This is a genomic window from Bradyrhizobium sp. CIR48, assembly GCF_014198315.1.
In the GTDB taxonomy this organism is placed as follows: domain Bacteria; phylum Pseudomonadota; class Alphaproteobacteria; order Rhizobiales; family Xanthobacteraceae; genus Bradyrhizobium.
This window is the reverse complement of the sequence record NZ_JACIHG010000003.1, coordinates 1-25,840: the sequence shown is the minus strand read 5'-3', so window position 1 is coordinate 25,840 and position 25,840 is coordinate 1. Positions and strand designations below refer to the sequence as shown.

Here is a 25,840-nt window from a genome sequence, read left to right as displayed (position 1 = left end):
AAAGCCACGACAATACCGGGCCTCAGGTCAGTTGTCCGCGCGGTTCTGGTTCAGTTGATCAAGCGGGTTTGTGGCGCAACCATCCCTTCATTTTGAGACCGTCCCGCATGTTGAGAGCAAGAAGTGTAATGTTTGTTGCGCCCGCGACGAGCTCGATCACCTGCACAGCATAGAACGTGCCATCGAATTCTGCCGCCTGAGCCTTGGACGCGAGGAAGAGCGCAGACGGAATAAGAATCACGATGCCGTTTCCTGCAATGAATGGCATGCGCTTGAATTTGGCCCCGATCAGTCCGGCCCGGCGCGCCTTTGCCAAGATGACACCTGTACCACCGGTCGCAGCGAGCGTCGGAATCAGCAACAAGAAACCCCACGGTATGGTGCTCTTAACCGCTGCAACTGTGGCATGGGACGCGAACAGCTCGCTGAGTACCGTCGACAGCCAAAATGTGCCGATCGTTCCGATAGCCAAGGCACCAGCGACAGGATGGATCAACTTGATCATGAGTATCTTCCCTTCCTAAAAAGAGCAGGGCTAGGCAACGCAGATGCCGCGCACGGCAACTTTCTGGAACAGATGAGGGGAGGCTATCGCGGAGGCCGGATAGCTGGCGATTTTTGCTAGAAAGTCAGGATGGGTGAAGGCCGCGCGGAAGTGTGCGGTGGATTCCCAGACGGCGTAGTTCAGATAGGTCGAACTGTCGCCGAGAGCTCTGTGCAGCTGAGTGGAAATGAAGCCCGGCTGTCGCTTCATGAACGCTGCGTCGTCCTGCCAGGTCTTGAGAAAAGCCGCCTCATCGGCTTTGTCGAGTGTGAATGGGTTCACCAGGACGACCGAATTTGCCTCAATAGCGATCTGGCGGTCGATCGGGAAAGAAGGGTCGAGTGGGCGTAGCAGCGACATGAGTGCCTCCATTGCTCTTTGATACGTGATGTCTAATTGGTATCATGTTCACGTACCACGTTGACATCATGATGTCAATACAAAACAATGGTGACAAATGAATAGAGCCAAGCGAACCCCGGAGGGTGACGCCCTGACCGACCTTGTTCTCGATCTATTCAGGCTCGACAGCCTATTTCTGACAGCCGGCGACCGTCTGGTCGCCCCGCTCGGCCTAACAAGCGCACGCTGGCAGGTGCTTGGCGCCATTGTGTCCGCCGAACGTCCCCAACCGGTCGCTTGGCTCGCTCGTGACATCGGCGGCAATCGTCAAAACGTGCAGCGGATTATCAATGATCTGCACAGAGAGGGCCTCGTATCTTTTGAGGTCAACCCGCATCACCGACGGGCGCAGCTCGTCGTGCTCACTACGAATGGACAGCGCGCCTTCGAAGCCGCAATGGAGTTGCAGGCTCCTTGGATCAACGATCTTTCAGAAGGGCTGTCGGTCAAGGATATACGGATTGTCCATCGCGTGATCACGGCCTTGCGAGATAAGCTTGAGGGCAGTCGTGAGGACAAGTCGGCCTGACATGGCAAAAGCATTGTGATTGGCCCGGCGCCCGTGATTCAAGCTCCCAAACTGGGGCTTCGAATCATGCGCCATGAACTAACGCTACGAATGGGCAGCTATCGGATCTATGCTACCAAACAAGCCGCGTGGAGACCCTCGGGTAAAACGACCGACGCGTCCTCAATAGTATCTGCTGGATGCTGCGATCTGGTGTATGGTGGATTTAATGAGTTTCAACCTTAGCTTAGTACGCGGTTCGCGCGCCGATTGCCTTCAAGCCGCACGACCCTCATCGCGCAGAACCGTCCTCGGATATCGTGCGGACTTCGAGTGTACAAAGCATCCAACACTGATCTTGTTAAATCATGATTATCGAGAATTAGTGGGAGGTGTTCTGCGGCCGACCTAAGGTTGGCAGTTCGTCTAGGAATTGCCGAGTGCATCTTCCAGAATAGCCTTAAGACGCGCGGCTTCTTTTACCACCTCGCGATCCAGGTCCGCTTTGATGGCTACGGCATAATCGTTGCTGATCCTACGGCGTGGCCCGAATCGTTGTGGTCCTGCGTTCCTGCGGGCAGGAGCTGATAGGCTCTTATACCCAGGGCGTGCGTATCGTTCGCGCAAGCAGCAACTCGTGCTTCATCATAGGGCGGGGCTTCGACTGTCGGCAGCGGACCGGCATCTAGCGCATCAGTTTAACTCTCCCAAGATACGCTTGGTGACCGACCAGAGAGGTCCTCCCACATGCTGTGGAATGTCGGCGCGCGCGTACATCACGCGCCGTCGGGTCGCTTCGCGTGCAAGATGACATAAAGTTTGTTACCGCATTGATCGCCGTTGTGTTCGCTTGCGTGAACGGCTGCTCCAGGTCCCCAGCCAGATGGACAACGAGCCTCAGCGCACGCAACCTGTCTTCCTCAGGGCGTGAATTGTCTTTGAGGATCGCAATCGCCGCCGGAAGACCTTCGAGGATGCAGGTTCCCTGGTTGTGTCCAACCTTGCAACCAAGAGCGACGTCATATGTCGGCCTGCTCGATGTCGATATCGACGAAATGCCGGCGATAGGTGTCCTTTCCTTCCGGCGTTGATTTATAGTCGCCCACCCAGTTTGAGTTGGCGGCCAGCGAAGTGTGCCGATCGGCTCCTTGAGCTTGAGCTGCCGGACTTAAGTGCCGCTAGGCCAGTTCCGCGATGACAGAATGACGTAGCTGTCCCCACGCCAGGGCGGAAGATGTGCTGCCTACAGCTGCGGTGCAGATCGCAAGTATGGGTCTGAGTGATTGCCCAATATTGATGAAGTGCGTCAAGTCGTTAGAGGACATAGGCAGGTGCTTGTGTTACGGCACGTCAACCGGGGGCATGGATGCCGTCGGGCGTGGCACGAAGCCATTTTGGTGCTGGTCACGTGCCGCCAACATGATCGTAAAAGCCGCGAGGAGGATTAGGAGTCGGGCCAAGGATCCAATACTCACTCTGACGATGGCGACAAGGTAAACGACGGCCAGGAGATTTCTCGCAAGCTTGTCGTAGCCGGTTGTAACGCGCTGAAACCTCCTTGAGCCGGCAGAAGCACGCATCGATAACACCGCATGCTCGTCGGCGAGTTGGGGGTCCACCCGGTTAGATTTGTATGCACGGAGGGAATTCCCCCTTTGTGCGCGCACGCGGTGATGAAGACGACTACTGGCTCTAGTAGGTTTGTTGTACCCCCAAATGAGTTAGCGATCAGAATTGCTTTGACAGATGGGTTCCGCGCACAGGGTGCGCGCCGGGACAGGAGAAACTCGATGCATTTGACCGCGCTGCGCCACACCTCTCTTGCGCTGATCCTGTTTGCCTGCGGGGGAATGGAGAGCGCACTAGCCGCCGATTCGGCGCCTGTTCAGGTCACTACGCCGCCCGGCCAGAAGGCTGGCGCTGGGCAAACGCCGAGTATGCGATCGCCGGCCGAGCAGCATCGCCTGCCGCCGGACTCCAGCACCGCGCAAACGCTTGAGCTCCCCGGGCGGACGCTTTCTTTCGTCGCGACCGCCGGCTCCATCCGCCTATTCGACGACAAGGGCGAGCCCCAGGCCGACATCGCCTATACTGCCTATCAGCTTGACGGAGCCGACCGCGGCTCGCGCCCCGTAACATTCTTCTTCAATGGCGGACCGGGCTCATCATCGGCCTGGCTGCACCTCGGTAATGCCGGACCGTGGCGGTTGCCGATCAATGCGGACGAGGTCACGCCATCGACCTTTCCGGAGGCGCGGCCAAACGCGGAAACTTGGCTCGATTTCACCGATCTCGTGTTTCTTGACCCCGTAGGCACCGGCTATAGCCGCTTCGTCGGAACCGGCGATGATGCGCGCAAGCAGCTCTATTCCGTTGACGGCGACGTCAACGCGCTCGCGCTGGTGGTCCGCCGCTGGCTCGAAATGCATGACCGGCTGTTGTCGCCGAAATACATCGTGGGTGAAAGCTATGGCGGGATTCGCGGGCCAAAGGTTGTCCAGCAGTTGCAGATGCAGCAGGGCATAGGCATCAAGGGACTGATTATGGTCTCGCCACTGTTCGACTACAGTCAGTTTACCAGCACGAGCCTGCTGCGATACGTCGCAACCCTGCCAAGCTATGTCGCGACCCTGCGCGAAGCCGAGGGTCCGGTAAAGCGATCTGATCTTGCCGACGTGGAAGCCTATGCACGCGGCGAGTTTCTGGTCGATCTCATGAAAGGCCAGGCGGACAATGAAGCGACCACGCGCCTGGCCGACAAGGCCGCAGCGCTGACCGGCATCGACCAGAAGGTCAGTCGTAGGCTGGCGGGCCGCTTCGGCCTCCCGGAGTTCCGCCGTGAACTCGAGCGTAAAAACGGTAAGTTAATTGGCAATTATGACGCCTCGGTGCGTGGCCTCAATCCGTATCCGGACTCCGATTTCCCACTTTCCGGTGATCCCTCCAGCGATACGCTATTGGCGCCTCTGACCAGCGCCACTGTCGATCTGCTTACGCGCAAGCTTAATTGGCGGCCGGACGGGTCTTACGAGCTGCGCAACGGCGCGGTTGGGCGGGCTTGGGATTTCGGTCGCGGCTCCCCAGAGTCCCTTTCACAGCTGCGCCAGATTCTGGCAACGGACCGGAAGATGAAATTGCTCGTCGCGCACGGCCTGTTTGACCTCGTCACCCCCTATTTCGCATCGCAGATCGTGCTGGATCAGTTGCCGCCGTTTGCCTCGGCGCCGCGCCTCAAGCTTGTAGTCTATCCGGGCGGCCATATGTTCTATTCACGAGATACCTCGCGCCAAGCTTTTCGTGCAGAGGTCGAAGCGATGATGAAGTAACGCCGACGATTTAGTCACAAGCAAGTTCGCGTGAGGCGAATGACTCGCCGAAAGACTTGTATCTCACCTAAAGTCAGGAGCAATGCTCCTGGACGGCCGAGGTTATGATGCGGACCGGAAGAAGGCGCATCGGCCAACATTCCGCCGCGCTGCAATCGCTGAGATCCAATCAATCTTCGCCCGCATCTCTATTTGAACCGGAATTCCGTCGAGCGCTTCCTCAACAACGTCGAGCATACCGGCGCGTGGCACGCGAAGACAAACTCACCGCCAACTACCCGGCCCTCATCCAACTTGCATCGCATCAATCAGGCTGTGGGTGCATGTTGATGAGTGCCCGTGCCAAAGCTGGAACGATCTTGCTACCATCTCGCGGCTGGCTCAAGCATGCAAGAAGAACCGGCGCGCTGAGAGAACATCGGGTTTGGCACGAGCAATGTTCTACGGCTATGAATCAAAATATGTCGCTTGCAAGAGCAAACTCATCTTGCTCCTGGCCTCGACCATCGTTTCGCTCTCTGCAGCGGCACCTGCATCCGCCGCGACTTTTGCGCTGCCATCCGCCGCCTCTGAGACATCCGCGGCAGCGATCCCAATTCTGCTAGCCCGCGACGTCGCAGAGCCTCTGCCTGGAGCGCTGGAACGCCACAAAGCGAGGAGGGCATTAATACCTCCAATGAAAGTGGACAATTGTCGATGCGACGACCCCCTAGGGACCCTCGAGCCGGCGACATTGCACGTCGTAGAATTCTTAGCAGCCTTTTTCGGAATATGCGGGTTGGTGCTTTACCAGTTAGGAGAACGCGCATGCAACCAGGATTACTCGAAACGATATATCGCAATTATGAAACGGCTCACATCCGGTGCCCTCGAGAGTGGCGGCCTTACGGGGCATCCCACCCACACAGCCTATTGGCCACCAACACTTTCACAAAATTTGATACTCGTTCGTTCTCGCCGCCACCGAACAGCGGGACATTTGCGCTCAAAAAATGCATTTTCCCTCGCAGACCGCAGGAATAGTGCAGCGAATTTGAGTAGTAATCGGGTGATCGGCTATTCACCGTGAAGGCAGCCGCCCCCTCGTGCTGCTTCCCCATGAAGGACGGTTCATGCGCAATCATGACATTGTGTCCGGCAGCCTGTTGGCGCTGACAGCCGCTGGGCTTGCGCTGCTTTGCTCTAGCCTGCTCGCATTTGCTTTCATTTAGATCCCGCGATCGACCTTTGGCGCGATAGGATCCCTGCAAGACGTCACGCAAGACGGTACGCAGCCGGACAGAGTGCGCTGGTATGGTTTTCCACGTATGGCGGCCCGGCGGTTGTAGATGACCTGCTTAAGCAGCCGTAGGGATCCGCTTCCTCGAAACGCTTCGCTTTCGCATGTCGTGCCCGCCGTTTTTGAACGGCGGATCTGATCTCCTGGCTGGGCTTCGTGCAGTGCCCACTAACAACGTAGGTCCCTCTCCATCGAACGATATAGTTAGTCTTATGATTGCGCTCGCATCACGCGCTTTTTGCGTGGCTTGCGCAGCATTTCTGCGCCAGGTCAACTTCGGCGCGACAACTATCGACCCTCGAACAATCAGGCACAGGAGCGCTGGGGGCGTCACCCAGCAGGGCGTCACCCAGCAAATCCCCAACGCGCACAGCGTTTGAGTGAGGCGGCCCCCTCAAGAGCAAGCAGGTATGAATGTGCTTCACGGGTAACCCCCTCTACCGGCCCTCATTATTTACCTCACCACCTGGGGCGCAATGCGCAGCTCGTACAAACCCTGATGCGATGAAGCCCCGGTTTTGGGGACAACATTGCTGAAAACGATGCAGCGGGGGTTGCGGCTCGCGGCAGCTCTTGACCATCTTCTGCTATCGCGGCAACGAGAACAACCAAAGCAGATCGAGATGATGAGAGCGGGGTGTGGCTGTGCAGGATCAATCCCAAGCATCGGAGTTGCCGCCGGTCCTGCAGAGACCGTCGAAAGGCTTTCGGTGGATCGTTGCTCTTCTAGCCGTATTGCTCGCTTTTTGCGCCGGAGGCGCCTATTTTTGGACGAATATCGAAACGTTTGCGGAGGCGCCGCCGGCGCATGAAGTCGTGCCTCCCACGCTTGGCTTGTCACCTGAGGATAGGGACGTCCTTTTAGGGATCCAATCAGGGCAGCAGAAGACAGCCGATGAAATTGCCGAGCTCAATCGCAACGTCGATGCGCAGCAAGCCGAGCTAAAGCGGGTCTCGGATCAGATCGCAGCCCTGGCCCAAAGAATCGAGGAGCTGCAGAATCCGGCGCCTGTTGCTTCTCCTGCTACTTCTACCACTTCGCCACCCGTGCGTACCACATCCAAGCCGGCCAAGAGAGACGTCCGGCCCTCGAAACCGCAAGGTCCGGTTTCTGTCGGAGGCGCGCCGCTGACTGCGGAGCCGAGCACGGAACAGCGCTGATTTCCACAAAATGCCTGCCATATGACGCTGCGCCTTCCAACCACTTCGGAAACCAACGGTCCACCATCTTGATGGAGCCTCTCATTGCTCCGCGTGGTTTCGGAAATCCTCTGTCAGTCGCAAGAAGTTCATAAGCAGGACGTGCCCCTGTGAGGTAAGTATCGACTCGGGATGGAACTGGACCCCATAGGTGGGATAATAGCCGTGCGTGAGGGCCATGATCTCGCCTTCCTCCGAACGCGCTGTCACTATGAAGTTCTGCGCACATGACTGATCAAGCTCGACGATAAGAGAATGGTAGCGCCCGACGTCAAGCGGGGTCGGCAGCCCCTTGAATAACCCTCGGCCGTCATGCGCAACGTATGAGCGCCGACCGTGCATGGGTCGATACGCACGCGCCACCCGTCCTCCGAAAACGCTCGCAATACACTGATGTCCAAGGCAGATGCCAAGAATTGGCACGCGCCCTGAAAGTTCGCGGACCACTGCTATCGATATTCCTGCCTTTGTTGGGGTGCAGGGGCCGGGCGATATCACCACCGCGCGCGGCTTGAGACCAACGAGCTCGCTGATGCTGATAGCGTCGTTTCGGATCACTTTCGTGGCTTCACCGAGCTTGTGAAAATAGCGGGCAATGTTGAACACGAAGGAATCGTAATTATCGATGATCACAATCAAAATGCACCAGCTGGTTCAGAACCAAATGCATTAAAGATTCGCTCTGCCTTGGCGAGCACTTCCTCGTATTCGGCCTTGGGCTCCGACAGGGCCGTTATACCGCTGCCTGCATGAAACACAGCCAGGTCGCCGTCGATCGTGACAGTGCGGATCGCAATACTTGTGTCCATGTGCCCGTTGAAGCCGATGAAGCCGATCGCCCCGCAATAGACCTCTCGCGCTATGCGCTCGATTTCTGTAATAATTTCCATCGACCGCAGCTTTGGCGCTCCCGTAATGGAGCCGCCCGGAAAGCAAACACGGAGCAGGCTAACGGCGTCTTCCTCTCCGGCAAGTTCCCCCATAACGATCGACACGAGATGGTGCACCGAGGCATAGGACTCGAGATTGCACAGGGCCGGAACCTCGACCGAATGCGCAGTGCAAACGCGTGACAGATCGTTTCGCAAAAGGTCGACAATCATCGTGTTCTCGGCATGATCCTTTTCGGAAGCGAGGAGAACAGCCGCACGGCGGTGGTCTTCCTTAGAATCAGGCGAACGCGCGATTGTGCCCTTGATGGGTCGTGTCTCGACTTGTCGCCCCTCAAGCTTCAGAAATCGTTCGGGCGAACTTGATGCGATGGTCAGCTTTCCCCATCGCAGCAGGGCCGCAAAAGGTGCCGGATTCAATGATCGCAGCTGGCAATAGAAGGCGAGCGGATCAAACGAGGTCGGCAGGCGGGTGCTGAAACGCTGCGCAATATTCGTCCGGAAAACGTCACCGGCCAGGATCAAGTCGATCACGCGCTGCACCGCGGCAATGTAGCCCTCGCGGCTGAAGTTCGAGCGCCATGCGCCCGCTTTGCTGGGACAACCCTTCTGTGGCGCCTTTGGACCGGCAAGCAATGCTGCAAACTCGTCGGCTCGACGACGCGCTCGTTCGCTCCGTCGCGCGCGATCCTGCTCCGGCCATCCCGTCGAGACGATCCAGCATTTGTTATCCCGGTGGTCGAAGCTGATGACCACATCATAAAAATGCAGGATGGATTGGGGCAAACCCAGACCGGCAATTGCCGGCGCAGACAGTCGCTCCAATGTCCTGTTCATGTCGTAGGCAAGGTAGCCTGCCGCTCCTCCCTGGAACGGCGGGAGATCCGGACGATGCTCTTGCGGGTACTTCGCGAGTAGCGTTCGAAGAACCTTCCATGGATCGGCCTCGAGAGTCAGTCCGTTCCAACTGGCTCGGCCGTTCGCGACTCTATAGGTGCTGAACGGGTCGCACGTTAGGTATGAGTAGCGCCCAAGCAGCTCGTGCCTTGCTGCGCTATCGAGAAACGTGAGATGCGATCGATGCCCAAGACATCGCACCGCTGTGACAGGTTCAACCCACTGCAGCTCGCGAACGTACATCGGCTTATCGGTCACCTGCGGCTGACGTCGTGAAAGTGCCGTTCCATCTGTTGCCCCACCCGATGAGAACGACGCTTGTCTGCGATGGGCCGAAACTTGAGGCCCATTGCCAAGTTAACCCGGCCGTGAACCTTTTGCTGCGACAGCACCTGATCATCCTGCCGTGGAGGCGAAAGCGGCATCTATTGTTACATCGTAGTCGGCCGCGAACCGCAGCTCGCGGAGCGGTCGGACCCGTTTAACCGACTCCTGATAGAGATCGTGCGCTTTGTACGCTGCGAGCTCCGTCTCGCTGTCGAACTCACCATAGACCACGATGTCTATATCGTTGCCGAGCTGATCGGTCTTGCTGTTGCGGGCAACCTCAAGCCGGCGCGCATGTGGTATCGTGGTGAGAAGCGAAAGACCTTCGATGATCTGGTCGATATGCGCCTCGTCCTTGGCGCTGAACAAGACGATGTGACGAATCATGGCTGTCCGTGGAGATGTCGCTAGGGTGCTATAACTATCTGGGAATAGAGCTCGTTGCAATGAGGCTAGTCGCTTGCTGCATGATCGTCGCTTGCGATCGTCGGCGATCCGCAATGAAGCTTGCCAGATTTGCTCAGGACGCCGGAAGGGCGAGGCGCTCAATGGTTTGAATGTGCCGCGTCAGCAGGTTACAGGCTTGATCGACGTTGCGTGTTCGCAAGGCTTGCAGAATCAGACGGTGATCTTGATTGGAGCGCGGTCGCCAGCCCACCGATCGCGCCATCGCGAACACCAATCGAGAATTGGCAAGCTGCAGTCCATCGAGGCTCGCGAGCAGACGCGGCATTCCGCACGGCGCGACCAAGGCTTGGTGAAAGGCGCGGTTGGCCACCTCAAACTCCTCGATCGTCTTTGCATTGTCTCCTTCGATCACGGTGAGCTCGATCCGAGCCAAATGAGCTGTTGTGAGCCTTGGCCCCGAATGGCGCAATGCCACCACTTCGAGCGCGGCGCGCATTTCGGCGATCTCCTTCACTGAACGGGTATCGAGCGGGGCAACCCGAACACCGCGGCGCGGCACAGCGACAACGAGATGTTGTGCCTGCAGCTGCCGAAAGGCCTCGCGCACCGGGACGTGGCTGGAATTGAATTCTCTTGCAAGGTGATCCTGACGGAGTGGCGCGCCTGGCTCTAAGGCGCCGCTGATAATGCGCTCAGCGATTGAGTCCGCTATGCGCGCGACCGTCGTCATGTTGTCAGCAGTGATCATAGATTATCTACCGCAATAACCGGTGCATTTGCGAGGCAGCTCGATTAGCATCTCTTCGAGAGTGATGACTATAGATAATTCACGCGATTATCTACAATCGAGCGGGATGGGTTTATGGATGCTGCTGCGCAAGTCCAACGGAAGGGAACAGGCAACAGGGCGCAGGTTCGTCATCTTTGGAACGTCGAAGAGGCTAAGGCGCTCTACGACCTTCCTTTTGCCGACCTGATGCTTCAGGCGCAGCGCGCTCACCGCAAGAACTTCGATCCAAACCACGTCGAAACTGCGAGCCTGCTCAGCATCAAGACCGGCGGCTGTCCGGAAGACTGCGGTTACTGCTCGCAAAGCGCGCATTACAAGACCGGCCTGAAAGCCACCCATCTGATGTCTTGCGCCGATGTGGTTGCGACCGCGCGGCGCGCGAAGGATGCGGGCGCCACGCGCTTCTGCATGGCCGCGGCCTGGCGCACTCCAAAAGATCGCGATCTCGATTCCGTCTGCGACATGGTCAACGCGGTCAAGGGACTCGGCATGGAAACGTGCGTCACGCTCGGCATGCTAACACCGAACCAAGCCGCACGCCTCGCCGAGGCCGGCCTTGACTTCTACAATCACAACGTGGACACATCGCCCGAGTTTTACAGCAAGATCATCACGACCCGCAGCCTGCAGGACCGCATTGATACGCTGGCGCATGTGCGTGATGCCGGCATCAAGATCTGCTGTGGCGGGATTATCGGGATGGGCGAGCACGTCGAGGACCGCCTAGGTATGCTCGTGCTGCTCGCCAATCTCCCCAGCCATCCTGAAAGCGTGCCGATCAACCTATGGAACAAGATCGAGGGCGTGCCGGTGGAAGACACCGCGGAGCCTCCCGATCCGATCGCGCTGGTCCGGCTGGTGGCGACCGCGCGGATCATGATGTCGAGGAGTGTGCTTCGCTTGTCTGCCGGGCGGCAATACATGACCGATGAATTGCAGGCGCTCTGCTTCTTGGCCGGCGCAAATTCAATCTTCATCGGCGACGTGCTCTTGACCACCCAAAACCCGAAAGTTGATCGCGATGCGGATCTGCTGGCCCGGCTCGGCATCACGTCCGGGCTCGCCGGAGGGAAGCAGTGCGCGCAATATGTTGCCCCAGCATCCAGCCTAGGTGGGAAATGCAGATAACTTTGATGAAGGGCAAAATCCATCGCGCCTCAGTGACCGAAGCTGATCTGCACTATGAAGGCTCGATCTCGATAGATCGTACGCTCCTGGAGGCAGCAGGAATGGTGATCAACGAGCGGGTCGAAATCTACAATGTCGAAACTGGAACGCGCTTTGCCACCTACGTGATCGAGGCGCCGCCGAGGTCTGGCACGATAAGCCTGAACGGTGCGGCCGCCCGACTGGCGATGGCCGGAGACAAGATCATTATCGTTGCATATGCCTCATTTGACGAGGCCGAAGCAAAGATATTCAAGCCGCGCATTGTGCGTGTGGACCGAGACAATCGCATCCTGGCAAGTTGAGCCCCACGGGCCATCCTTCCTTCTGCAACGGCCAACGGATCTTTTGCGTGATTTGATGCGATCCTGGGAGCGATGAATGCGGGCAATCCAAGCAGCTAGACTTAGTCCCTACGTCGCAGCGTTGAATAGTTTGAACGAAGATAAACGGCTGCGCTGTCTCAAGCCGCGCGTGGGGATCGATTTCGCATCCAACGACTATCTGGCGCTCGGGAGCGCCCCGCGCATCAAAAAGGCGATGGTCGCCGCGCTCGAGGCGGGCACTCCGGTTGGAGCCGGCGGGTCGCGGCTTCTGCGCGGCAATTGCGAGGAGCATGAACAGCTCGAAGCGGAAGCGGCTCAGTTCTTTGGAGCAGAGGCAGCGCTTTTCTTTGGAGGCGGCTACATCGCAAATTTTGCCCTCCTGACAACGCTGCCGCAGCGCGGCGATCTGCTCGTTCTCGACTCGCTAGTGCACGCCAGTATTCACGAAGGGGCGCGAGCCGGGCGCGCAGAGTGCCGAATTCACGTGCACAATGATCCCCAGTCGGTCGAAGACGCAATTCGCGACTGGCGAACCAAAGGTGGAGCGGGCCGCGTCTGGATTGTGGCCGAAAGTCTCTACAGTATGGATGGCGACTTCGCTCCACTCAAGGAACTGGTGGCAATCGCCGATCGCCATGACGCATTTCTGATCGTGGATGAGGCTCATGCCACAGGTGCTTACGGGCATCAGGGACGGGGGCTCACGGCCCCATATGACAGGCGCGACAATCTCATCGTCGTTCATACCTGCGGCAAAGCGCTCGGTGCGGCAGGTGCACTTGTTACGACCTCCGGCATCCTGCGCGATTTCATGGTCAACCGCTGCCGTCCGTTTATTTTTGCCACCGCCCCATCACCATTGATGGCCGTTGCCGTTCGAGAGGCACTCCTCATCCTGCAGAAAGAGCCGGAGCGGCAGCAACGGCTGGCCAAAATCGTTGCGTTCGCGCATCGGCAGATCACCTCTCTTGGTTTGCACACGCCGTCGACCTCTCAGATCGTGCCGTACATCGTGGGTGACAATGCTCATGCATTGCGACTTGCCTCTGATCTGCAGGCGCGCGGCTTCGACATCCGCGGAATTCGGCCGCCAACCGTCCCAGCGGGCACCGCCCGTTTGCGAATTTCGTTGACACTCAATGTTGGGGAAGCGGACGTGCGCGCAATGCTCGATGCGCTTGTCGAGGTGACGAGGGGCTCGTTTTGACAAATAAGCGGATCGTCGTGACTGGTACGGACACCGGGGTCGGAAAAACGGTATTTTCCGCAGGGCTCGCCAGCCTTCTCGGCGCGAATTACTGGAAGCCGGTCCAGGCTGGACTCGAACAAGAGACCGACTCCGAGTGCGTCCGCCGCCTCGGCGGCCTCTCATCCGATCGGATTGTCCCGGAGCTCTATCGACTTCGGACGCCTGCGTCGCCTCATTACGCCGCGGAGATCGACGGCGTTCTCATAGACACAGAGATGCTTGAACTGCCGGACAGTGGCGAGCGGCAACTCGTGATCGAGGGCGCCGGCGGACTTATGGTCCCGCTGACAGCGCGCACTCTTTACATGGACATCTTTGAGCGCTGGCAGCTTCCCGTCGTGCTTTGCGCAAGGACGGGACTGGGCACAATCAATCACTCCCTGCTCTCCATAGAGGCTCTTCGCAAGCGTCAGCTTCGAATCCTTGGAGTTGCGTTCATTGGCGAAAGAAACGCCGAAACTGAAAGCGCGGTTTGCGAGATCGGGAGAGTGCGTTGGTTGGGACGGCTCCCGTGGCTTGTTCCCCTTACGAACGACAGGCTGCAGGCCGCTTTCAAAGACTCCTTTGTTGGCAGTGATTTCCTGAACCTATGACAATAACCAAGAGGTCGCCGATCTGGCACCCGTTCACACAGCATGCTCTACAGCGGGACATGACGAAGGTGCTGCGGGGAGAGGGGGCTTATCTCTACACCGAAGATGGCCGACGCCTTATCGATGCAATCTCCTCCTGGTGGGTCGTGACCCACGGCCATTGCCATCCGTGCATCGTGAACGCGATCCGAGAACAGGCAGGTAAGCTCAACCAGGTCATCTTCGCCGGATACACTCACGACCCGGCTGAGCTAGTTGCGACGGAACTATTGAAGGTCACCTCCCCGGCGCTCGAGCATGTGTTCTTCTCCGATAGCGGATCAACCAGCGTCGAAGTCGCGCTGAAAATGGCGCTCGGCTACTGGCATAACACCGGTAGACAGCGAACCCAAATTGTGGTGATGCAGCACTCGTACCATGGCGACACGATCGGGGCGATGTCGGTAGGCAGCCGAGGCGTCTTCAATGCGGCCTACGGGGCGCTGATGTTCGAGGTGACCTCGATTCCGTTCCCGGCAAGAGATCGTGAGCAAATAGCCCTCGATGCGCTTGAAAACGCGTGTCGAAACGAACATCCCGCAGCCTTTATCGTGGAGCCCCTGATATTGGGTGCCGGTGGAATGCTGATGTATTCTCCCTCGGTGCTAGGAGAGATGAAGCGGATCTGCGAAGCCTTCGACGTCCTGTTCATTGCCGACGAGGTCATGACGGGCTGGGGCCGGACGGGTAGCTTGTTTGCGTGTGAGCAGGCCGATGTCACGCCCGATATTGCCTGCTATTCGAAAGGCCTCACGGCTGGGGCGCTGCCGCTCGCTGTCACACTCTGTCGTGCCGATATTTTTGATGCGCATTATTCTGAAGATCGCACGCGTACGTTTTTTCATTCGAGCTCATATACGGCCAATCCATTGGCCTGCGCCGCCGCCAAGGCCAATCTGGACCTATGGCAGGACCAGGAATATCGCCGGCGGGTCGCATCCTTGGCCAGGATGCAGGAACAGGCACTCGCGCCATTTTGCGCCGATTCACGGTTCGCAAACGTCCGACGCACAGGAACAGTCACAGCGCTTGAACTCATCACGAGCGATGCCGGCTATCTGGCGGACATCGGGCCGAAGCTTTTGGCATTCTTCCAAGCGCGGAATCTGCTGTTACGCCCACTCGGTAACACGATCTACGTGATGCCGCCTTACTGCGTTACGGCGGCCGACCTTGATGAAATTTATGCTGCCATCCGTGACGCTGCTGACTTGCTGATGTGAGATGCATAACAGTTGCAATCGTCTTCAGTGACGGGATCTTGCAAGGCGAAAGTGTCGGTATTGCTGCCGTTTGATAGTGCAAAGGAGGATGCAGCACCCATGGCTCGCAGGCTGGACCGTGCTTTAAGACACTTGCTTTAATCGCTCCTGATCCAACTGCCGCAGCAATCCTGCGGACTAGCCATGAGAGCTGCAGCATTTGGCCGAAATGTCGAGCGAATTGCGGTAATCACGATAGAGAAATCCATTATCATGAGCAAATTCTCGGCGAGGCATTCTGCGAAAAGTACTGCTTCGCGAGGCAGCCGCAACCAGAGTCATGCTCTTGATGGCTGCAAGACCATTGAGAAGGACCGCCGGGCGGCCGCACCTTTGGTGCGATGGTGGTGCTGCCGTGAGAGGGCTACGGGGCTTCGCAGGTGAATGTCTGACAGGAGGCGAGAATGCACATTGGCTTCCGTAATTCACTCGACCATTCAGCCACATGCTGCGCGATATGCGGCGGAAAGTTTGGGCTGATCCGCCATTACTGCTGGCGAACGGCCCTTTGCTCCAAGAAATGCGTCAACCGCTTCAAGGCGCGACGAGAGGCCGATCAGATATGGCTTCGATGGTTGCGAGCGGCTTAGGACTAGACCGAGTTGGACCGGTACCGCCCTGGTCAGACTTGTTGCGAATTCGGGTGGCCTTCTAGAGCGCGTGGAAATCAAGTGACAGAAAGATCGGCAAAAATAATCGACTTCAGGACCTACAGGGCCGCCAGGCTGGCTCGGTCTGAGCGCCTTCGCGACGACATGTACTCGAGCGCCATTCTCGCTCCGCTACAGCGGCCTGTCACGTTTGGGCGTTCCTGGCCTGGGATCCGTTTGCTTTTCTCGGTGCGCCAGCGCCGAAGCAGGAGCCTCACGAGTACCCCTAGGGTGGCAGCCTCGGAGAAGTGCCCCAAAAGACGAAGTCTCTCACTGCGTGCATCTGCAGCACCGTCGGTCGAGCCGCCACCGTTTGGAGACACTGCAATCAGCCCAGAAAACGCATGCAGATGGTGGTCGCGAGCGCCACTCCTCGATCGAGGCGGCGGCCGGGATAGTCGCTGAAACCGTGCGGGGAGACGAGCCTTCGGCTGGTGAAGTTGCGATGAGGAAGGTCTTGCCTCATGGTTGCGCGACCATTGGACTGTTTTTGCATTGTTCTTCAGTTCTAGAGAGCTGGGGTCTCCATCCTCCATGCCATTGACAGGTTTCTCCTGCGTTCTCTAGGAAGCGCCGACGGTGTGTGGGAGCGGATTCAATATGAGCCACAGTTCAGAGCAGCCTCTAGAGCCTGTCACGATTCCGGCACTGCAGCAGTGGAAGGATGAAGGACGTCGTGTCGTGATGACCACCGCCTACGATGCGGTTGCGGCGCGCATCGCGGATCCCATTGTCGATATCATCCTGGTCGGCGATAGCGTCGGAAACGTCTGCCTGGGATTCGACAACACGCTGCCCGTCAGCGTGGCCATGATGAATCATCACCTGGAGGCTGTTGCGCGCACGAGGCCTCATGCCCTGCTTGTGGCCGACATGCCCTTTCTGAGCTTTCATGTCGGTTCTGAAGATACGATTCGCAATGCAGGCGGGTTTCTGCAGCGTGGCGCCGATGCTGTGAAACTCGAGGGTGGTGCCAAACGCGTCGACATGGTACGCGCCTTGGTCGATTGCGAAATTCCTGTGATGGGGCATCTCGGTCTGACCCCGCAGAGCGTCAACGTCATGGGTGGATTCAAGGTGCAGGGAAGGACGACGGATACCGCCTTGCGGCTGCTCGATGACGCGCACCGTCTGCAGGAAGCCGGCTGTTTCGCCCTGGTCCTGGAGGGGATTCCTGCCGAGCTCGCCGCGCGAGCGACTGAATTTCTCACGATACCCACCATCGGGATCGGAGCAGGACCTGATTGCTCGGGCCAAGTGCTCGTGTTCCATGATGTCTTGGGGCTAACCGAAGGCCATCGCCCCAAATTCGTTCGTGCCTATACAAATGGATTCGAGCTGTTCCAGGAGGCGCTGTCGCGCTGGGCTGCCGATATCCGCAAAGGTGCATTCCCGGGCTCAGAGGAGTGCTATCGGCTTCCCGATCAGCTTCGCCATGCCATCGCCAACTGGGTGCCCTCCAATTCCACCTGAATCAAGGTAAGAAATGCAAGTCATTACGAAGGTCGCTGAGCTGCGTCGGGCCCTTGCAGACGTCCGCAACTCCGATAAGCGCATCGGGTTCGTTCCGACGATGGGATACCTGCACGACGGCCACCTGTCCCTGATCTCGGCTAGCCGTGGACACTGCGACGTAACTGTCGTTAGCATCTTCGTCAACCCCACTCAGTTCGGCCCAAATGAGGATCTCAGCAGGTACCCTCGGGACTTCGCCCGCGATGAAGCCTTGTGCCGTAGTGCCGGGGTCTCCATCATCTTCGCGCCAAGTGCAGAGGAGATCTATCCGGCTCAGTTTGAGATATTTGTCGAGCCGGGCGAACTCGCAGAACCGCTCTGCGGAGGTTTCAGGCCAGGACATTTTCGTGGTGTCGCGACCGTCGTCTGCAAGCTATTCAACATGGTGCAGCCGGACGCCGCGTACTTTGGACAGAAGGATTTTCAGCAATGCGCTGTGATACGCCGCATGACTGTTGATCTGAATATTCCGATCGAGATCGTCACCGTGCCGACCGTGCGGGAGCCCGACGGGCTGGCAATGAGCAGTCGCAACCGTTATCTCAGCCCGGAAGAACGTGGTCGGAGCCTTGCGATCAGCCATGGCTTGTTCGCCGCAGCCCAAGAGTTTGCCTCCGGGGAGCGGGAGGCGTCAACGCTGATTGCGCTTGCAAGAAAGCATTTGGAAAGGGTCGATCGACTCCAGTACCTTAAGCTTGTCGACGCTGGGACCCTCAGGATTGCCGAGAGCCCTCTGCGCTATCCGGCGGTGCTCTGTGTCGCAGCGTACGTGGGCTCGACTCGGTTGATCGACAATGTAGTCCTGACCTAGCTAGCCAGATCCGCAAGCGACTGCGCTCAGAAGCAGCCGAACCCGATCAGCTAGCCTTGAAATCCTCAGCATCCTGAAGAGTTCTCGAACGCGATCCGAAATTGCTCCTTCTCCTGAACAACTGCCCGCGCTCGAGCTCTTGATGTCGGTTGATTGGCCCTGCAGCTGACAAGTGGAGCGAGAGCGGGGCCGCTCCACTCTGCCGAGAGCAGCCAAGTGCGAGGTCGCTTTCCGTATTATGACTTCGGCGGCTCGCTCAGACGCCACGGGACATTCCGACCGCTTTGCGCGCTTTCTACGACGTTGCGCAAAGCAATCTCAGAAAGTCGTACAACGAGCTGTTTGAGGCGCGCAATCTCCTGCTTGCAGCGCTCAAGCTCGTGCTGTTCGGCCGTCATCACAGATGTTGTGGGACGTCGGCTGCTGTAAAGATGATTCATGTAGCTCCCTTTCCTATTCGACAAACACAGCAGAAAATCTGAACAGCCCAGGCGCTTCTCTTTCCTGAACGAGGCGCCTCGACGTCAGATCGGAGCGTTTCACATGCAGCACGCGGGTGGGCTGGTGTGTTAGCTCACTCCCTGCAAAGGGCTCGGGCCCAGCTCGCAGATGGACGGCACTTTCGGCGACGCCATCTCGCTCATGCCTCATGCTCAGTTGCAGTAATGGCTCACAATGTGGCCGCGGAATATGCCGCCCCGGGCTGCATGTGATTGCTCCGGGCGGAGACTGTAACAAAATGGCAATATCGATTAATGCGACGAGCCGCGCTCCCGCGCTCAAATCCTGCATTGCGGCAGCGACCCCGATGTATTTTCACACGACGCTCGCGTGTCCGTGCTGGGGTCCTTCAGCTACACCAGGCTTATATGTCGAAAACGCAAGTCGCTACTGAGATCACCCGCCTGCAAGCGGGCATTCCCAAAGGAGGATCGCTCAAAATCGTGTGCTGCCAATACGTGCGATTGTGGATCAATAGCCACACGCCTATAACCGCGAAATTTCTCCCCGATCAAGCTGCGTAAAGCCGAAGATCGCCAAGAGCGCCTAGGGGCGCGAGTCACGGGTCACTGAGGGTGGGCGTCGGATCTCGCGCGATTTCGTCGCCAGACAGGATGCGAAGCGCTCGAGCTTGGTTGGACGCAGCAGGCTCGATAAGCGGCAAATCCTCTGGCGGCAATTGAACCTGATGAGGTCGGCAACGAACTAGCAGGGTCCGAACATTGGCCTGCCGCAGCCGGCCAGCCAGTCCGGCGCGCAATAGATGGCCGAGCATGCCCTACGTCATCGCAGAGCATGACCGCGGGGTGTCAACTTAGGCTCTGAGCCCTGCCAAGCTTGTCTGTTAAGCCGAGAGGGGCGACGAGAAAACTAAAGCAGGTCGATCAAGCGAGCTGCTGCAATGGATCAGCCATCGCAGAGATGCTGGACATTGCTCCTCCGTGAAAATCGGGTGACCCGCAGTCGCGAAGCCTCATACGGTCTGATGTCTTGCGTTGCGGTCCAGCAAATGCCCATTATCTTCCTCGATGGGGTGAGGGAGATCTCCCAATGCTGGACGGTGCCACGACCGCGCTCCTGCGCACGATCCTGGATGAGGTTTGCGAGAACGTCTCACCGTATGACGCCGGCGTCCGCGCCTACGTTGCCTCCAAAATCCTGGAGAGGTGAGACGCGCCCCGATCTGCTTAAACAGATCGGTCAGGAAGCTCTTTCGAAAGCACCAACGATGTGGCGATAGATCTAATCGCGTCGCCTGCGGCGTAGCGATCTGGCCAGCTCTCAGGGCTGTATCGTGGTCACAAATCGATGGCGGGCCAACGTCACACATGATGCGCGTTATCCGATGGAGCATTGTCATGGCGCATCCTTTCGCGCGCAGAGGACGCGAACGGCTCCGCGCTTGAAGTTCATTGTTCATTTCTGGGCGACATTCACCAGCGTGCGGGTGGTCGGTGTGCCGATTGAGAAGCGGCATGCGGTGTTCGTCAACCACGCGTCCAACGGGACGTTTGTGCGATGGAGATTTCGGCGAAGTGTCGTATCGTTGCGCTCGAGCGTTCCTGGCGGCGGGAGTTGATACGCTCTTACTCCCATCGCATGTGCAGGCTCGAACGATCACACAACCTGGCATCTCGATGCTCTGCTCAAAATCAGACCTTGTTTTCCCGCGAAGCGGTGAGCATCTGCTTTGTCCGTTCGGCTTGTCCAATGGTTAGATTGGCTGCCAAGCTGGTTCCAATCAGCGCTGGGCCCTTACGTTCCCGATCATAAACCATCCAACCCTTCCCGCCCTTCCGCACAAAGAATCTGTTTTGCGAACAAGCGCCGTCAGTCAATCTTAGTACCCCCGTTCATTACCACGATACGTCACGATAGGCCCATGCAAGCCGCCGCCCCGCATTTGCATATGTGAAACGGTTGGCACTTTGCTCGCTGCGAGCGGCCGAGGGTTGAAAGAAGAGAGCAGCTGGCACAAAAGGCAGCGCATCCAAGCCTTGGCGCACGCATCCTTGCGCGCCACGAGCCGGTGAGGCGTCGTGCTGTAACACTCATCCGCAAACGCTGGCTAACTCAGTGTTCGGCGCGGGAGCGCGATCAACTCAAGCGAGCCGGCGCGCCGTTGCTGTTTACTCCTGTGCGAGCGCCGCAAGTGCCCTTTCGATCACTGTGATATCTTGACCGACCTGAGCGATCGCTGGCTTCGGATCAATTCCGGTAACGCAGTTCAACTGCTGCAGTAGCTCCCGCCGATGCGTCAGAAGGTTCTCCAGCGCGCTGCGGTCGTTTAGTTTCACATAGCCGTCCACAATCAATCCAATCGAAAGAGACATCGAAACTCTCAAACAAAGCTGTTCTCAACGAAGAAGCGTATAGCACATCGGCAAATGATGTTCAGCCCGCCGGGAGAGAGTACTGACGGGCGAGCTTGTTGGCGACAAGCGTCCGGCACCCGGGGCGTGACCGACTATTCCTCGCGCTTCACAAGCGTCCAGCTCTGTTTGAGGGACTGGCCGAGCAGAAAGACGGCGTATGGCGAGCCAAAAAGGCTGCGGATCGTCGCGATGGAAATGCTAGGCTAGCTGGGGGAATGATTTCAAGAGCTGCCACGGTTCTTATCCTCCTGCCGAACGGCTTCCGCGATGCGATGACAGCGGCGCGTTGACCGACGACATGCCCGCCTGAACATCTCTTCGTAGAGATTGCGACGACGTCAGGAGCGTCCAGGATGCTCGATGAAGTTTTGGCCTGCATTCGTGCTCACCGTGACAACATCCACCGCTATCGTCGCCTGCTGAAGTCGAACCTGTCGGATGTCGAACGTCAGTTCATCGAAAACCGCCTGCTCGAAGAGCAGACCGCGCTCGAGTCTCTTTCGGCCGAGACCTTCCCGCTCGCGTTTAGCCTTCGGAAGGGGGCGGACATGCCGGCAAGCTAGGCGAGGAGCCGCGAACCGCGCGCGCGTTCCGGACCCCGGCGGCGTGATCTGCTGACTTGCGCGGGGGCGCGGTGGGACCTCAGTTCTACTGAGGGGCGCTCCAGCTGCGTCGATGGAATCTAATTCAAGATCAATATATTAGAGTGTGTCTGGGACTGCGCACGCGACCCAACGAACCAAAATGGTCGCGCGAGCGAGCGGCCTCGTGTCACTGTCATCGCGACGAGCGGGCTGGTCACGGCATTCGAACCCGAATTATATCCGATAAGGTCACCGAGTGCGCATTTGAGGCGTCCGAGCATGAACCTCAAGAAGCATTCCGCGCGCTCGCCCGAGCTTTGGTGGCGCAGCTGCATGTGGAAGCTGTCTCTCGCTCGCGCCCCGGTCTGTCTGCCGTTCACCGCGAGAAGCTGGTGCAGCGGCTCTTGATTGTCTGGAAGCTACAGGTGTTCGGGATAAGCGACCGATTTCTCAAATTGGTGGCGCACGCCGGGACGAGATACGTCAGAGATCGTCGCAACGCGCTCAATTCGGTCGCGGCTCTCCCGCTCCCTCCAAGTCAAAGTCTGCTAAATCGGCGGCCAGAGCTCGGAAGCGGAAGCGCAAGGTTGCGAAAAAGAGAAACAACTCAGAGGGCAGCCACAGGGCGGCGCAGCATGTGCCAAAATTTCCGACGTTCACAACATGTTTTCTGGTGACGCCAGGAGTAGTTTGCAACTTCTAAAGCGCGGAAGCGGTTTGGGGATCTTGACGGTCCGCGCTGTTCGACCGGTTCTTGCTCGCGGACCTGTTTGTATTCGGCCAATATCTCGGCAGTTTGTTAGATTGGCTACACGCCCAGCCAAATCGTTCTCACTCGCTAGCCAGCTGAGACAGCCGCAACTTCTATCTTTCATCGGTTTGCGACCACGGCATGAGATTTGCTCTCCTAGCTGACACGCTCGGAAACCGCATTCGCGGCGAGAGGCAAGGCAACGAAGGAAGGAAACGACTTGCCAAATCTGCGACTGCAGACAGTTCATGTCGCCGGCAATGCCTCCAGCAGCATTCTGGGGAAGAGAATGGTAAGCGGCGGTACCAAGGTGGAACATCAAGCCGGTACGCGCCGATCGGGCTCGGCTGCGAAACACCCTCGCGTCTATAGTTTTAATAGTCGATGTGGGGCGAATGGCAGGGCTTTTGCGTCTAGCCAATCCCTTAGGGCTACTGCACGGGTTCTCAGCAACCGGCGGCGGGGTTTTTCGACGGAGATCACAGTCGGCCGCGCGACAGGGAGATCGCAGTACCGGGGCAGAACAACCGCCTCCAGCCTTTGGATCAATCACTTCAACCTGGACGGAGCAATCGAACACTATGATTGTGCGTAGCCTGCACGAGGTTGAAGCAACCGATCACTTCGTCGATTGGGGCAATGGTACTAGCCACCGCCTCCTGACGGATAAGGACGGCATGGGTTTTAGCATCTGCCACACCGTCGTGCGCGCTAACACCGTTTCTCTTCTGCAATACCGGAATCATCTCGAAGCCTGCTACTGCATCGGCGGAGAGGGCGAGGTCGAGGACATGGACGGCAATGTCTTTCCCATTCGCCGGGGCGACATGTATGTGCTTGACAAGCATGACAAGCATCTCCTGCGCGGGGGACGGGATAAGGACATGATCCTCGTTAGCATCTTCAACCCGCCCCTCACCGGAACCGAACGCCACAAGCTCGACGACCCTGCAGGCTCCGCGTATTGAGCGTTGTGAAGAAACGCAAATCCAATATGAACTGCCGCTAATTGCGAGAAACATTTACTCAAGCCATCCAGCACTGCCCCGTACCGCACGCGCGGACCTCAGAAAAACTTCTTTGTCCCGGCTCTGCGAAGGTGCGCGCGATGCGGTTCGGCTGAGCTGACAAATTACTTTGGGATTCCAGGCTTGTCCGGAAGCCCAGGCGGGCGGAGGCTTGTGCCGATTAATGGCGCGCTCAGTTGTACGATGTCTGGCGACGCTGTTGGACAGCTGACATAGCACCACTGTGACGATCGCAGCGATCGCACTCGATTTCACCTTTGGCACGAAACATGCGTAATCCTCTAAAGAACGCCATAGAGGAAAAGTCATTCGATGAGAACGCTTACCAGAAGCGCTGACGCGTTGAGTGGCAGCTGCGATACTGCCGGCACCATATTTGGTGATGCGGATGAGCGATGAACCGGTGCAGAGCATATCTGGCGCACATGAACTGCTGGCGCGCGGGGAGGAGTTTTGGCGACGGCGGCTCGAGCAGTTTAGAATATTGAATCCTCCTTTCGTGTCATCGTCCGTGGCTGCGGCGCCTTCCCGATGGCAGTCGAGTTCGTGGTTCACCCCAAGCGCTTTGGCTAAACTTTCCCCACAAGCTCGATCGGAATATCTGGTAACGGCTTGGCTGATCTATCTCGCTCGGATGACGGGGGAAAAAGAATTTCAACTGGGATGGAAGCCTGCATGGGATGGATTGCAAACTGGCTCCAAACTCGTCGAGGTGTTGATCGCCTCCGTCGTGCCGATGGATGTTTGCATCGGACTTGCTCTCGATTTTGAAGAAGTGCGCAAAACCGTAGCGGCCGAAGTCGCTCAGCTGAGGGCGCACGCTAGCTTTGCCCGAGATCTTATCGCGCGCTACCCGACATTGCGAAGTGTGGAGGCGTTACGGGCGCTCCAGCCTTGGCCGATCGGCGTTGCAATCACGACAGAGAGCTGTTCCGTCGCCGCCGATCTGACGACGAGCCACAAGGATGGCCAAGCCTTATGCGGCGATTTGCTGACCTTTGAGGTTCGCGCTCTGGATGGGAGCTTCCGCTGGCATTTTGATGCCGCTCGATTAACGCCCAAGCAGATCGACCGCATGACGCAGCATTTGCAAGCTTTGTTACGCGGCGTGATGGACGATGCTGGGCAGTCTGTCGGCCGAATTGACATTCTGCCGACTGACGAGCGCAGGTATCTACTTGAGGATTTGAATCGGACGGCGGCGCCTTATTCGTTTGAGCGATGTATCCATGAGCTGTTCGAGGCGCAGGTGCAAAAGGCCCCGGAAGCGGTTGCCGTGGTCCATGAGAAGGAGAGACTGAGCTATGGCGAACTCAATGCGCGGGCCAACCGGCTGGCGCATTATCTGATCGAGCTCGGGGTCAAGCCGGACCAACCGGTGGCGATCTGCCTGGAACGCAGCCTAGCGATCGTGGTTGGTCTCTTGGCGATCCTGAAGGCTGGCGGCGCCTATCTGCCGCTAGATCCGGCTTATCCGTCAGCGCGCCTGCGGCAGATTGTCGACGATGCAAAACCGAAACTGCTGCTTTGCGATGTCGCCGGTCGAACTGCATTGGGCGCCGAAGCCGTGGCCGATGTGACGGTGGTCAATCTGGAGACGGCGACCCCGACTTGGGGCGAGCGGCCGGCTTCGAACCCGGACCCGGGCACGCTTGGCCTCACATCGCGCCATCTCGCCTATGTCATCTATACCTCCGGATCAACCGGAATCCCCAAGGGCGTAGAAATGTCCCATGGCGCGCTTGTGAATTCGCTTGCGGGGATTGGCACGTCAAAACTGCGCACACTTCAATTCGCGACCCTGAACTTCGATGTGTCCTGCCAGGAATTGTTCATCTGTTGGAAGGACGGCGGAGTGCTTGTGCTCCTGCGGGAAGAGACCCGGAGGCGCTTCTCCGACCTGCTGGAATTTGTAGAGCGGGAGGCGATCGAGCGGCTTTTCCTCCCGTTCGTGGCATTGAATCATTTTGCGGAAGTCTGGAGCACGCAGCGCGTGCAGCTGCCCTCTTTAAGAGAGCTTTATACAGCCGGCGAGCGATTGCAGGCAACTCCTCTGCTTAGGGCGTTCTTCGAAGCACACCCGAACGCGAGATTGATCAATCAATATGGCTCCACGGAAATCAGCGTCATTTCCGAGCACCACCTTGCAGCTGATCCGTCATGTTGGCCCCAGATGCCTCACGTCGGGCGTCCAATCGCCAACACGCGGGTGTACCTGCTGGATGGCCATGGCGGGCTGGTGCCGTTCGGCGCGGTGGGCGAGCTTTACATTGGCGGGGCGGGGGTGGCGCGAGGCTACCTGAACCGCCCTGAGCTGACAGCGGAGCGTTTCATCGCCAGTCCGTTTGTCGAGGGCGATCGGCTGTACCGGACCGGCGACCTTGCACGTTATCTGCCGGACGGCAATCTTGAGTTCCT

20 protein-coding genes and 1 pseudogene are annotated in these 25,840 nt (G+C 58.1%); 14 read left to right on the top strand and 7 right to left on the bottom strand.

Going from position 1 to position 25,840, the window contains the following annotated elements:
• Positions 1 to 58 precede the first annotated feature (58 nt).
• Positions 59 to 505, bottom strand: coding sequence for a hypothetical protein (locus tag GGD66_RS10610; RefSeq protein WP_179733763.1), 447 nt, complete (start codon positions 503 to 505; stop codon positions 59 to 61).
• Between the two features lie 30 nt (positions 506 to 535).
• The gene (locus tag GGD66_RS10605; RefSeq protein WP_244550795.1) at positions 536 to 904 is read right to left on the bottom strand and encodes an antibiotic biosynthesis monooxygenase; all 369 of its coding nucleotides are present in this window, start codon (positions 902 to 904) and stop codon (positions 536 to 538) included.
• A gap of 97 nt (positions 905 to 1,001) precedes the next feature.
• Here GGD66_RS10605 and GGD66_RS10600 point away from each other — a divergent pair, with 97 nt between their 5' ends.
• The 3 genes from GGD66_RS10600 (at position 1,002) to GGD66_RS10585 (ending at position 7,220) form a co-directional block, all read left to right on the top strand.
• Complete coding sequence (locus tag GGD66_RS10600) at positions 1,002 to 1,475, top strand: MarR family winged helix-turn-helix transcriptional regulator (protein ID WP_183257640.1); 474 nt, start codon at positions 1,002 to 1,004, stop codon at positions 1,473 to 1,475.
• A 1,769-nt stretch (positions 1,476 to 3,244) separates the two neighbouring features.
• Positions 3,245 to 4,780, top strand: a complete 1,536-nt coding sequence (locus tag GGD66_RS10590) for a S10 family serine carboxypeptidase-like protein (protein ID WP_179733769.1) — start codon at positions 3,245 to 3,247, stop codon at positions 4,778 to 4,780.
• 1,918 nt (positions 4,781 to 6,698) lie between these two features.
• Positions 6,699 to 7,220 (top strand): hypothetical protein, encoded by a 522-nt coding sequence (locus GGD66_RS10585; RefSeq protein WP_183257639.1) that lies wholly within the window; start codon positions 6,699 to 6,701, stop codon positions 7,218 to 7,220.
• Positions 7,221 to 7,301: 81 nt separating this feature from the next.
• On the opposite strand, the gene GGD66_RS10580 is transcribed toward GGD66_RS10585, so the two are convergent.
• The 4 genes from GGD66_RS10580 to GGD66_RS10565 all read right to left on the bottom strand — a co-directional run bounded on the left by GGD66_RS10580 (position 7,302) and on the right by GGD66_RS10565 (position 10,529).
• Positions 7,302 to 7,898 carry an aminodeoxychorismate/anthranilate synthase component II gene (locus tag GGD66_RS10580; protein ID WP_183257638.1) on the bottom strand — a complete coding sequence of 199 codons (597 nt, stop codon included), beginning with the start codon at positions 7,896 to 7,898 and terminating at the stop codon, positions 7,302 to 7,304.
• Entirely contained in the window at positions 7,895 to 9,289 is a 1,395-nt protein-coding gene (gene pabB / locus GGD66_RS10575; RefSeq protein ID WP_183258033.1) for an aminodeoxychorismate synthase component I, read from the bottom strand. Before pabB ends, GGD66_RS10580 begins: the two co-directional genes overlap by 4 nt.
• A gap of 153 nt (positions 9,290 to 9,442) precedes the next feature.
• On the bottom strand, positions 9,443 to 9,760 hold the full coding sequence (locus GGD66_RS10570; RefSeq protein WP_104463779.1) for a Dabb family protein: 318 nt from the start codon (positions 9,758 to 9,760) through the stop codon (positions 9,443 to 9,445).
• A 133-nt stretch (positions 9,761 to 9,893) separates the two neighbouring features.
• A complete protein-coding gene (locus GGD66_RS10565) occupies positions 9,894 to 10,529 on the bottom strand; it encodes a GntR family transcriptional regulator (RefSeq protein ID WP_183257637.1) in 636 nt (211 codons plus the stop codon).
• A 114-nt stretch (positions 10,530 to 10,643) separates the two neighbouring features.
• On the opposite strand from GGD66_RS10565, the gene bioB reads away from it, so the two are divergent.
• From bioB to GGD66_RS10525, 8 genes and pseudogenes are all read left to right on the top strand, one after another.
• The gene (gene bioB / locus GGD66_RS10560; protein ID WP_183257636.1) at positions 10,644 to 11,699 is read left to right on the top strand and encodes a biotin synthase BioB; all 1,056 of its coding nucleotides are present in this window, start codon (positions 10,644 to 10,646) and stop codon (positions 11,697 to 11,699) included.
• Entirely contained in the window at positions 11,690 to 12,043 is a 354-nt protein-coding gene (gene panD, locus GGD66_RS10555) for an aspartate 1-decarboxylase (protein WP_104463782.1), read from the top strand. The genes bioB and panD overlap by 10 nt, the downstream gene beginning before the upstream one ends.
• 76 nt (positions 12,044 to 12,119) lie before the next feature.
• A complete protein-coding gene (locus tag GGD66_RS10550) occupies positions 12,120 to 13,271 on the top strand; it encodes an 8-amino-7-oxononanoate synthase (RefSeq protein ID WP_183257635.1) in 1,152 nt (383 codons plus the stop codon).
• Entirely contained in the window at positions 13,268 to 13,906 is a 639-nt protein-coding gene (gene bioD / locus GGD66_RS10545; RefSeq protein ID WP_183257634.1) for a dethiobiotin synthase, read from the top strand. The genes GGD66_RS10550 and bioD overlap by 4 nt, the downstream gene beginning before the upstream one ends.
• Entirely contained in the window at positions 13,903 to 15,168 is a 1,266-nt protein-coding gene (locus tag GGD66_RS10540) for an adenosylmethionine--8-amino-7-oxononanoate transaminase (RefSeq protein ID WP_183257633.1), read from the top strand. The genes bioD and GGD66_RS10540 overlap by 4 nt, the downstream gene beginning before the upstream one ends.
• A gap of 1,289 nt (positions 15,169 to 16,457) precedes the next feature.
• Positions 16,458 to 17,330 (top strand): 3-methyl-2-oxobutanoate hydroxymethyltransferase, encoded by an 873-nt coding sequence (panB, locus tag GGD66_RS10535; RefSeq protein ID WP_183257632.1) that lies wholly within the window; start codon positions 16,458 to 16,460, stop codon positions 17,328 to 17,330.
• Positions 17,331 to 17,343: 13 nt separating this feature from the next.
• A complete protein-coding gene (gene panC / locus GGD66_RS10530) occupies positions 17,344 to 18,183 on the top strand; it encodes a pantoate--beta-alanine ligase (RefSeq protein ID WP_183257631.1) in 840 nt (279 codons plus the stop codon).
• Positions 18,184 to 19,734: 1,551 nt separating this feature from the next.
• Positions 19,735 to 19,924 (top strand): annotated as a pseudogene (locus GGD66_RS10525) (hypothetical protein).
• Between the two features lie 889 nt (positions 19,925 to 20,813).
• Here the strand turns inward: GGD66_RS10525 and GGD66_RS10520 are convergent.
• Complete coding sequence (locus tag GGD66_RS10520; RefSeq protein WP_183257630.1) at positions 20,814 to 21,017, bottom strand: hypothetical protein; 204 nt, start codon at positions 21,015 to 21,017, stop codon at positions 20,814 to 20,816.
• A gap of 395 nt (positions 21,018 to 21,412) precedes the next feature.
• On the opposite strand from GGD66_RS10520, the gene GGD66_RS10515 reads away from it, so the two are divergent.
• The 3 genes from GGD66_RS10515 to GGD66_RS10505 form a co-directional block, all read left to right on the top strand.
• Positions 21,413 to 21,622 carry a hypothetical protein gene (locus GGD66_RS10515; protein ID WP_183257629.1) on the top strand — a complete coding sequence of 70 codons (210 nt, stop codon included), beginning with the start codon at positions 21,413 to 21,415 and terminating at the stop codon, positions 21,620 to 21,622.
• A 1,353-nt stretch (positions 21,623 to 22,975) separates the two neighbouring features.
• Positions 22,976 to 23,362, top strand: a complete 387-nt coding sequence (locus GGD66_RS10510) for an ectoine synthase (RefSeq protein WP_104463793.1) — start codon at positions 22,976 to 22,978, stop codon at positions 23,360 to 23,362.
• A 448-nt stretch (positions 23,363 to 23,810) separates the two neighbouring features.
• Positions 23,811 to 25,840, top strand: a 2,030-nt coding sequence (locus GGD66_RS10505) for an amino acid adenylation domain-containing protein (RefSeq protein ID WP_246788820.1), incomplete at its 3' end; no start/stop codon positions are given.